This is a genomic window from Kitasatospora sp. NPDC088742 (assembly GCF_055584905.1).
In genome coordinates, this window is record NZ_JBVJLD010000060.1 from 43384 (window position 1) to 53465 (window position 10082).

The window sequence follows — 10082 nt, forward strand, 5'->3', positions numbered from 1 at the left end:
ACGGACCCGCAGGTCAGGGGTCATTTCGGTGGACGGCACTTACGATGTCGGGCATGACCACAGCAGCCGGCAGCGCCACCCCGACGTCCCAGACAGTGCACGAACCGCCCCTCGGGGAAGAGGGCGGGGTGCTCAGCGGCCCGTACCGGGCGCTGACGCTGGGGATCGTCTCGGTGGTGCTGCTGCTGGCCTTCGAGGCGACGGCGGTGAACACCGCGATGCCGGTGGCGGCGGAGCACCTGCACGGGCTGGGGCTGTACGCCTTCGCGTTCTCGGGGTACTTCACCTCGACGCTGTTCGCGCTGGTGATATCCGGGCAGTGGGCGGACCGGCGGGGGCCGATGGGGCCGCTGTTCGCGGGGATCGCGGTCTTCGGGGCGGGGCTGGTGCTGGCCGGGGCGGCCGTGAACATGTGGATGTTCGTGGCGGGCCGGGCGGTGCAGGGGCTCGGCGGCGGGCTGGTGATCGTGGCGCTCTACGTGGTGGTGGGGCGGGCGTTCCCGGAGCGGCTGCGGCCGTCGGTGTTCGCGGCCTTCTCGGCGGCCTGGGTGCTGCCCTCGATCGTCGGGCCGGTGGTCTCGGGCGCGGTGACCGAGCACCTGGGCTGGCGCTGGGTGTTCCTGGCGGTGCCGGTGCTGATACTGCTGCCCCTGGCGGTGATGGGCCCGGCGCTGCGGCGTTCCGAGCGGGCCCAACCGCCCGCCGAGGCCAAGGAGTTCGACCGGTCCAGGACGGTGCGGGCGGCGATGGCCGCGCTCGGTGCGGGGCTGCTCCAGTACGCGGGCCAGCGGCTCGACCTGCTCGGGCTGCTGCCGGCCGCGGCCGGGGCGGCGCTGCTCGGCCCGGCGGTGGTGCGGCTGCTGCCGCCCGGTGCGCTGCGGGCGGCCCGGGGGCTGCCGACGGTGATCCTGCTGCGCGGGATCGCGGCGGGGGCGTTCTTCGCGGCCGAGGCCTTCATCCCGCTGATGATGGTGACCCAGCGCGGCCTCTCGCCGACGATGGCCGGGCTGACGCTGACCAGCGGCGGGCTGTCCTGGGCGCTGGGCTCGTTCCTCCAGGGGCTGCCGGCGGCGCAGGCGCACCGGGAGGTGATGATCCGGCTCGGCTTCGTGCTCACGGCGGTGTCGATCGCGGGGGCGGCGCTGGTGCTCGTCCCGGGGGTGCCGGTCTGGGTGGCGGCCGTGGCCTGGGCGGTCGGCGGGGTCGGGATGGGGCTGGCGGTGGCCAGCATCAGCGTGCTGATGATGAAGCTCTCGACGCCGGAGGAGGCGGGGGTGAACTCCTCCTCGCTCCAGCTGAGCGACGCGCTCGGCAACGTGCTGCTGATCGGCCTGGCCGGGGTGCTCTTCGCCGGCCTGGGCGGCGGTTCGTTGGCGGGGGCCGAGGGAGGCTCGGTGCCGGTGGCCCCGTTCACGGCGATCTTCCTGGTGATGACGGGCGTGGCGCTGGCCGGCGCCCTGCTCTCCGGCCGGGTCCGCCCGGCCGGAGAGGTCGCGAAGCGCTAGGGCGTGCCGAGGAAGGTCTCCCAGCCGCCGGTGGGGGACTGGCCGGGGGTGAGGGTCTGGAGCTTGCGGAGCACCGCCGGGTCCTGGACCTCCAGCCACTCGACCAGCTGACGGAACGACACCAGCCGGACCTCGGGCTTGCCGGCGATGGTCCTGATGGTCTGTTCGACGGCGTCCATGTAGATGCCGCCGTTCCACTGCTCGAAGTGGTTGCCGATGTAGAGCGGGGCCCGGTTGGTGGTGTAGGCGCGGTCGAAGCCGGCCAGCAGGGAGCCGGTGGCCTGGGTGCGCCAGGCGTCGTGGGAGCCGGGGTTGCCCTTGGTGTTGTTGCCGGACTGGTTGTACATGATGTTGTAGTCCATCGAGAGCACCTGGAAGCTGTGCCCCGGGAAGGGGATGGACTGCAGCGGCATGTCCCACAGAGCGCCGCCCTGGAACTTCTGCGGCCAGACCTGGGTGCCGCCGGGGCCGCTGGAGTCGTACTTCCAGTTCCGCTTGACGGCGGTGGGCAGCAGGCCGCGCTGGCCCTCCAGGCAGGGGGTGCGGGCGCCGATCAGCTCCTTGCGGTAGTCGAAGGGCAGCGCGGGCAGGTCGGTGAAGCCGGTGTTGGTCTTCCAGTTCATCACGAAGTCCATCGCCTGCTGGATCTCGCTGTCCCACTCCTCGGGGGACCAGCGGCCGCCGCCGTTGGAGCCGCAGAAGTGGCCGTTGAAGTGGGTGCCGACCTCGTGGCCCTCCAGCCAGGCGGCGCCCAACTGCTCGAGGGTGTCGTGGATGTGCTGGTCCGACAGGTAGCCGATGTCGCTGGCGCCGACCCGGTGCTGGGGCGGGTGGTAGAGGTCCTTCTTGCTCTCGGGCAGCAGGTAGATGCCGGAGAGGAAGAAGGTCATGGAGGCGTGGTGCTCCTTGGCCAGGGCGCGGAACCGGGTGAAGAGGCGGTTGTCCAGCTCGCCGGCGCCGTCCCAGGAGAAGACCACGAACTGCGGTGGCCGCTCGCCGGGCTTGAGCTTCTCGGGGGTGGGTTGGTTGGGCTGGGGGCCGGTGTCGGAGGTGGAGCCGTCGCCGATCGAGACGGCGGGGGGCTTGGCGGGGACCGCGGGGGCGGCCTGTTCGCCGGGGGCGGCCTGGCCGTTGGCGGGTGGGGCGGCCTGTTCGCCCTCGTTGGGGGTGCCGCTGCCGCAGCCGGCCGCCAGGGTGGCGGCGGTGGCTGCTCCGGCGGCCAGCAGGCTGCGACGGGAGATTGCGTCCATGGGCACGTCCGTTCCGGGAGCTCGTCGGAGCAGCGTGGGCTGTTTGTCCGATAAGTGCATGGATGTCGGTGATCGGGCCAAAGCTTCCCACGCACGCGGGCGCGAAACGGGTAAGGCGGGGCGGGATCCGCGGGTGATCCTGCGGGCGCGAGCGGCGCGCTCACCCGCGCGGAGTACCCGGGTGGCGCCCCGTGCTGACCGGCCGTCAGATGGGGGTGACCCCGCGCGGCGACCTGGGTGCGCACGGGCCGCCGGGGGAGCTGAGGGAGGAGCAGCAGCCGATGTGGCAGTCGCTGCTCGACGCCTACCGGGAGCGGATCGTCGACACCGGACGGGAGCCGCTCTTCCTGCTGCTGCTCGGCCTGATCGGCTCGTTCCTGTTCATCCGGTTCAGCGTCCGCATGATCCGCCGGGGCACCAGCTGGTGGCCCGGCAACGTCACGCCCGGCGGCCTGCACATCCACCACGTGGTCTTCGGCCAGGGCCTGATGGTGATCTGCGGGGTCGGCGCCTTCGCCGTCCGGGGCGACGGCGGGCAGCTGTGGAACGTGCTGGCGGTCGGCTTCGGGATCGGCTGCGGCCTGGTGCTGGACGAGTTCGCCCTGGTCCTGCACCTCCAGGACGTCTACTGGAGCGAACAGGGCCGGGCCTCGGTGGACGCGGTGATCCTGGTGGTCTCGCTGATCGGCCTGCTGCTGCTCGGCGAACTGCCGCTCGGCGGCTTCTCCGGCAAGCTGACCCTCGGTCAGGTCGGGGTGGCCGGACTGCTGTTGCTGCCGGTGCTGGTCTGCCTGTTCAAGGGGAAGATCTGGACCGGCCTGATCGGCGTGATGGTGCCCCCGCTCGCGCTGGTCGGCATGCTCCGGCTGGCCCGCCCGGCCAGCCCCTGGGCGCGCTGGCGCTACCACGCCCGGCCCCGGCGGCTGGCCCGGGCCGAGCGGCGGGAGGAGCGCTTCCACCGCCGGGTGGTGGCGGCCAAGACCTCCTTCTACGACGTCCTGGCGGGCGCGCCCGACCCGAGCCCGGCCGCGGAGGCGCCGGTGTCGATGGTGGTGCCGGCGCCGGGGCATGTCCTTGAACCACCGCGGCCCGCGGGCGCACTGACGGGCCGTGAGCCGGTGCCCCGCTGGCGGCAGCGCTGCGGCACCGCCGCCGAGTGGTACCTGCGGATCGCCACCCTGCTCAATCTGGTGGCCGGCCTGATCGCCCCGTTCCGGGACCGGGTCCAGCGGGCCAACAGCGGCGAGTACTTCACCCCGGTGCTGATGACCGCCGGCTTCACCGCCGCGCTCTTCGCCGGCCTGCTCGCGGTGATGGTCCGCCGCCGCAAGCGGGCCGCCTGGGTGGTCACCACCGTGGTGGTGGCCGGGTACGCGGCGCTCTGCGCGCTGGCCCTGGCCGTCCTGCCGGAGGACCGCGCGCACCCCTTCAACTGGGTCTCGGCCGGGCTCACCACCGCCCTGCTGCTCGCGCTGCTGGCCGCCCGCCCGGCCTTCCGGGCCCGCGGCGAACGCGGCAACCTGGCCGCCGGGCTGACCGTGCTGCTCGGCGGCGGCGCCCTGGTGACCGGCCTGGGCACGGTGCTGCTGCGGCTGGCCGACGAGGGCGATCATCCCGGCTGGGGCGCCTGCGCGCAGTACGTGGTGCTGCGGTTGTTCACGCTGGCCGGGATCGTCGAGTACGCCGACCTCACCGTGCCCGGCTGGCTGGACCTGCTGCTCAACGTGCTCGGCGCCGGGCTGCTCCTGTTCGCGGTGCGGATGCTGTTCCGCTCGCCGCGCGGCACCGAGCGGCTGGAGCCGCCGGAGGAGGAGCGGCTGCGCGCGCTGCTGGCCCGGTACGGGGAACAGGACTCGCTCGGCTACCTGGCGCTCCGTCGGGACCGGGCGGTCTGCTGGGCCCCCGACGGGCGGGCCGCGGTGGTCCACCGGGTGCTCAACGGGGTCTCGTTCGCGGCCGGGGACCCGGTGGGCGACCCGGACGCCTGGGCCGGGGCGGTGACCGCCTGGCGCGAACGGGTCCGGGAGGCCGGGTGGGTGCCCGCCGCGATCGGGCCGGGCGGGCGGGGCAGCGAGGCCTACCGGGCGGTGGGGCTGCGGGCCCTCGAGTACGGCACCGAAGGGGTGGTCGCGGCGGCCGGCTTCGCGCCCGGGGCGGAGCTGCGGGCGATCCGGGCCCGGGTCACCGCCGCCGGGTACCGGGCGGTGATCCGCCGTCACCGGGACGTCCCGGAGGAGGAGGTGGCCGAGCTGGTGCGCCTCGCCGACGCCTGGCGGCACGGCCGCGACGTCCGCGACTTCGTGCTCACCCTCGGGCGGTTCGGCGACCCGGCGGACGGCGACTGCCTGCTGGCCCAGGCGCTGGACGAGCGCGGGCGGGTCTGCGCGCTGGTCAGCCTGGTGCCCTGGGGCGGGGACGGGCTGGCGCTGGACCTGATCCGCCGCGACCGCGAGTCGGACGACGGGCTGGTCTCCCACCTGCTCGCCGAAGTCCTCCTGCGCGCCCGGGAGTTCGGCCTGCGGCGGGTCTCCCTCAACTTCACCATGGCACCGGGGGTCCGCTGGCGGGTGCTCCGCCTGCTCGGCCGCTGGTGGCGCCTGGACGAGCGGCACCGGGCCGCCGCCCGCTTCCGGCCCACCCGGCGGGCCCGCCACCTGCTCTACGAGAAGCCCTCGGAGCTCCCGGCCATCCTGGCCGCGGGGCTGACCGGGGAGGGGCTGCTGACGCGTCGTCGCCTGCGGGGCGCGCGGGGCTCCGAGCGAGGACGGACGTAGGCCCGAAGGGCCTTCAGGGGCGCGGGGCTCTGCTGATCTGCGGCTCCGCCGCGTGGGCGCGGGTACGGAAGGCGGATCAGGGTGAGATCGGGGCAGGCGAGCCAGTTGCACGTGCTGCCGTTCCCCCACGCGCAGTTCCCCGCGCCCCTGGGGTCGCTGCCCTGCCGGTGCGTGTGCCTCGTGTCACCCGTTCAGTAGCCCACGGCGGGTGGAGCGGGTGGAAGGCCGGTTGACTGGCGGGGTCGTGAGTCGGGTGGAGCGAGGGGAGTGGCGGTGGTGGGGAACTGGCCCGGGGCGGTGGCGGCCGGGGGTGCGTTGGTGCTGGGGGCGTGGCTGCTCGGGGGCGGGGGGCTCGTGCTGCCGCCGGCGCCGGGTGCGGGGCAGGCGATGGACGGGGCGACCACGGCCGCGCTGCTGGTGCCGCCGAGGGAGCGGGCGGTGCCGACCCGGATCAGGATCCCGGCGATCGGGGTGGACGCGCCGGTGGCCCGGCTCGGCCTGGACGGGGGCGGGCGGCTGGAGCCTCCGGCGGAGAAGGAGCGGAACCTGGCCGGCTGGTACCGCGCGGGCATCACCCCTGGTCAGCGTGGAACCGCGATCATGGCCGGGCACGTCGACACAGCGGAGGGCCCTGCGGTCTTCTACCGGCTGGGCGCGCTGCGCAAGGGCGACCAGGTCGAGGTGGACGGGGAGGACCGCGGCACCGGGTGGTTCGTGGTGGACGCGGTGGAGAGCTTCGCCAAGCGGGACTTCCCGGACACCCGGGTCTACGGCCAGGGCCGGGACTCCCAGCTGCGGCTGATCACCTGCGGCGGCGACTACTCGGCGTCCCGCGGCTGGGAGGCCAACGTGGTGGTCTTCGCCCATCTGGTGCGCGGCACCGGCGCCACCTGACCGGGCGCCACCTGACCAAGGGTCACCTGACAAGGCGTCGGCGACGGCCGGAACGTGACGGAGACGGAAGAGAAGAGCGGCATGACGATCGCGGCCTGGAACCCGCTGGACTGGCACATCACCACCGGGGTGATCCCGTACCTGGTGCTGGCGGCCGGCTGCGCCGCGCTGCTCGGCCTGGCGGTCTCCCGCGCCAGGACCTGGTGGACCAGGCGCCTCCCGTGCGCGGTGGTGACGGCCGCCGCGCTGTCGGTGCTGCTGAAGTACGTGGTGGACGACTGGTGGCAGCCGCTGCCGGACGGGCTGCCGCGGCCGACGCTGGTCTGGACGTCGGTGGGGATCCTGGGCGTCTGCCTGGCCCTGTTCCGGATGCCGCCGCTGCGCTGGCGCGGCCGGGCGCTGGCGGCGGTGGCCGCGGTGCTGGTGGTGCTGATGGCCTCCTCGCAGATCAACCGGGAGTTCGACCAGTACCCGACCCTGCGGGTGCTGCTGGCGCCGTGGATCGGCAAGACGGACGCGCTGACCACCGGCAAGGTCCGCACCGTCCAGGTGCCGCCGGGCAAGGTGCTCGCCGAGGTCTGGCAGGCGCCGACCGGGCTGCCGGTCAAGGGCACCGTCTCCAGCACGCCGGTGCCCGGCGTCAAGTCCGGGTTCAAGGCCCGGGACGCGTACGTCTACCTGCCGCCCGCCTACCAGGCCGACCCCCGGCCGCTGCTGCCGGTGCTGGTGCTGATGGCCGGTCAGCCCGGTGCGCCGGCGGACTGGGTGAACTCCGGCGGGATGCCCGAGCTGCTGGACGACTTCGCGGCGGGGCACCACGGCCTGGCCCCGATCGTGGTGGTGGTGGACCCGATCGGCTCCCCGTTCGACAACACGCTCTGCATGAACTCCCGGATCGCCCAGGCCCAGACCTACCTGGCCGAGGACGTGCCGGACTGGATCCACACGCACCTGCAGACCGCCACCGGCCGCACCGCCACCGCGATCGGCGGCCTCTCGCTGGGCGGCACCTGCTCGCTCCAGCTGGCGGTCAACGCACCGCAGGTCTACGGCTCCTTCCTGGACATCTCCGGCCAGCAGGAGCCGACTCTGGGCAGCCACGCCAAGACCGTGGACGAGGCCTTCGGCGGCGACGAGGCGGCCTTCGACGCGGTGGACCCGCTGCACGTGATGGCCCGTCAGCGCTTCCCCGACACCGACGCCACCTTCGTGGTCGGCGAGAGCGACGGGGAGTACGGGCCGCAGCAGCGGGTGGCGTACCAGGCGGCGGTGGCGGCCGGGATGCGGGCGCGGTTCCAGACCGTCCCGGGCGGCCACGACTGGAACACCTTCCGGGCCGGGCTGGGCGACAACCTGCCCTGGCTGGCCCGGACGACGGGGCTGATCCGGTGACCGCGACCGTCCCCGACGCCGGGGCGCCCACCACCCCGGCCCCCGAACGGCACCGCTGGCTGCGGATGCTGGCCCTGCTGGTGGCCCGGGTGCGCACCGCCCCGGTGACCATGGTGCTGGTCGCCGCCCTGTGGGCGGTCGGCGCGGCCACCGGCAGCCTCGGCGCCGGCCCGGACCAGCCGCTGCTGGAGCAGGTCGGGATCGGCCTGCCGACCCTGGAGGCCGGGCGCTGGTGGACCCCGCTGAGCTCGCTGCTCTGGATGCCGGGCATCGGCGCGTACGTGTTCACCACCCTGGTCCTGCTGCTGGTCGGGCCGGTCGCGGAGCAGCGGCTGGGCCCGGGGCGTTCCGTGCTGGCGCTGACGGTCTGCCAGGTGCTGGGCTCGCTGCTGGCGGTGGGCCTGGTGCGGCTCGGGGTGGCCGCGGACCTGAACTGGATGCAGGCGGTGCAGGACCAGATCGCGGTGGGCCCGGCCCCCGGCCTGATCGGTCTGGCCGGGGTGCTCAGCTACCGGCTGACCGCGCTCTGGCGGCGCCGGCTGCGGCTGCTGGTGGTGCTGATGCCGGTGGTCACCATGCTCTACATCGGGCACCTGGAGGGCGTGCGCCGGGTGGCCGCGGTGCTGGTCGGCCTGCTGATCGGGGCGCTGCTGTTCCACCGCGGCCCGGCCCGGCCGCGCGGGGTCTCGCACACCGAGGCCCGGGTGCTGGTCGCGCTCTGCCTGGTGGCGACCGCGGTCGGCCCGCTGGTGGCCTCGCTGTACAAGGACGCGATCGGGCCGTTCAACACCATGAGCGAGCTCTACTTCTCGCACGTGCCCTCGGCCGAGGAGGTGGCCGCCGCCTGTGAGGAGTCGGCCCGGGCCTGCGCCGCCGCGCACTCCACCCAGCGGTTCTTCGACTCGCCCGGGCGCCTGATGGCGGCCCTGGTCCCGGCCCTGCTGCTGGTGCTGGCCGAGGGGCTGCGCCGGGGCCTGCGGCCGGCCTGGCGGCTGACCGTGGTGACCGAGCTGGCCTGGGCCGGGCTGCTGGTCTGGCTGCTGGTGGACAACTACGACGAGTTCGCCTCGACCGGCGGCTCCGGGTTCCTGATCCAGCTGACGGGCGAGGCGATGCTGCTCCCGGTGCTGATGCTGGGGCTGCTGCTGATCACCCGTCAGCGCTTCGACCAGCTGCTGCCGGGCCGGGTGGTGCGCCGGCTGGCGGCCGTGGTCGGCGCGGTGCTGCTGCTCAGCTGCGGCGCGTACGTCGGGATCGGCTGGCTGGTGCGGGACCAGTACGAGCCGGACGCCACCTTCGGGCAGCTGGTCGCCGGGCTGCCCTCGGAGCTGCTGCCGCCGGCCTACAACGCGCTGGTGCCGGACTACCCGATCGCCGCCGGGGGCACGGCGCAGGCCACCCAGATCTGGTGCGGGGTGCTGTTCTGGGCGGTGGCGCTGACGGCGCTGCTGCTGGCCTTCCGGCGCCCGGTGGTGCACGTGGACGCCGAGGACGCGGCCCGGGCCCGGGAGCTGCTGACCAGGTACGGCGGCTCGACCCTCTCCTTCATCACCACCTGGGACGGCAACCACTACTGGTTCGACGAGCGGGGCGAGGCGGCGGTGGCGTACCGGGTGCTGGCCACCGTGGCGCTGACCACGGGGGACCCGTTCGGGGAGCCGGCGGCCCGGCAGCGGGCGGTGGCCGGCTTCGCCCGGTACTGCGACGAGCGCGGCTGGACCCCATGCTTCTACAGCGTCACCCCGCAGGTCCAGGAGGAGGCCGAGCGGCTCGGCTGGCGCTCGCTCCAGGTGGCCGAGGACACCGTGGTGCCGCTGCCCGACCTGGCCTTCACCGGCAAGAAGTGGCAGGACATCAGGACCTCGCTGAACAAGGCCGCCAAGCAGGGCATCACCGCCGAGTGGCGGACCTGGGCGGACGCCCCGATCGCGGTCAAGGACCAGATCCGCTCGATCTCCGAGGAGTGGGTCTCGGACAAGGGGCTGCCCGAGATGGGCTTCACCCTGGGCGGCCTGGACGAGCTGGCCGACCCGGCGGTGCGGATCCTGATCGCGGTGGACGCCGACCGCACGGTGCACGGGCTGACCAGCTGGATGCCGGTGTACCGGGACGGCGAGCCGGTCGGCTGGACGCTGGACTTCATGCGCCGTCGGTCCGACGGCTTCCGGGGCGTGATGGAGTTCCTGATCGCCTCGGCCGCGCTGGGCTTCAAGGAGGAGGGCGCCGAGTGGCTCAGCCTGTCCGGCGCCCCGCTGGCCCGGGTCGAG

6 protein-coding genes are annotated in these 10082 nt (G+C 74.3%); 5 read left to right on the forward strand and 1 reads right to left on the reverse strand.

All coding sequences use genetic code 11. From position 1 onward, the window contains the following. Positions 1-53: 53 nt before the first annotated feature. Positions 54-1505, forward strand: a complete 1452-nt coding sequence (locus ACZ6ZR_RS33720) for an MFS transporter (protein ID WP_465648975.1) — start codon at positions 54-56, stop codon at positions 1503-1505. Here ACZ6ZR_RS33720 and ACZ6ZR_RS33725 read toward each other — a convergent pair. Beyond that, on the reverse strand, positions 1502-2755 hold the full coding sequence (locus ACZ6ZR_RS33725) for a polysaccharide deacetylase family protein (RefSeq protein WP_465648977.1): 1254 nt from the start codon (positions 2753-2755) through the stop codon (positions 1502-1504). The genes ACZ6ZR_RS33720 and ACZ6ZR_RS33725 overlap by 4 nt on opposite strands. A gap of 191 nt (positions 2756-2946) precedes the next feature. Between ACZ6ZR_RS33725 and ACZ6ZR_RS33730 the strand changes: the two genes are divergently transcribed. The 4 genes from ACZ6ZR_RS33730 to ACZ6ZR_RS33745 all read left to right on the forward strand — a co-directional run. Then, on the forward strand, positions 2947-5529 hold the full coding sequence (locus ACZ6ZR_RS33730) for a phosphatidylglycerol lysyltransferase domain-containing protein (protein ID WP_465648979.1): 2583 nt from the start codon (positions 2947-2949) through the stop codon (positions 5527-5529). A gap of 267 nt (positions 5530-5796) precedes the next feature. Further along, positions 5797-6423 (forward strand): class F sortase, encoded by a 627-nt coding sequence (locus ACZ6ZR_RS33735; RefSeq protein WP_465648981.1) that lies wholly within the window; start codon positions 5797-5799, stop codon positions 6421-6423. A 54-nt stretch (positions 6424-6477) separates the two neighbouring features. Further along, positions 6478-7815 (forward strand): alpha/beta hydrolase, encoded by a 1338-nt coding sequence (locus ACZ6ZR_RS33740; RefSeq protein ID WP_465648983.1) that lies wholly within the window; start codon positions 6478-6480, stop codon positions 7813-7815. Then, positions 7812-10082, forward strand: a 2271-nt coding sequence (locus tag ACZ6ZR_RS33745; RefSeq protein WP_465648985.1) for a rhomboid family intramembrane serine protease, incomplete at its 3' end; no start/stop codon positions are given. The genes ACZ6ZR_RS33740 and ACZ6ZR_RS33745, both read left to right, overlap by 4 nt.

Bases quoted from the DNA above. Each gene is read 5' to 3' on its own strand.
- ACZ6ZR_RS33720 (WP_465648975.1), top strand. From the start codon at position 54: ATGACCACAGCAGCCGGCAGCGCCACCCCGACGTCCCAGACAGTGCAC.
- ACZ6ZR_RS33725 (WP_465648977.1), bottom strand. From the start codon at position 2,755: ATGGACGCAATCTCCCGTCGCAGCCTGCTGGCCGCCGGAGCAGCCACC.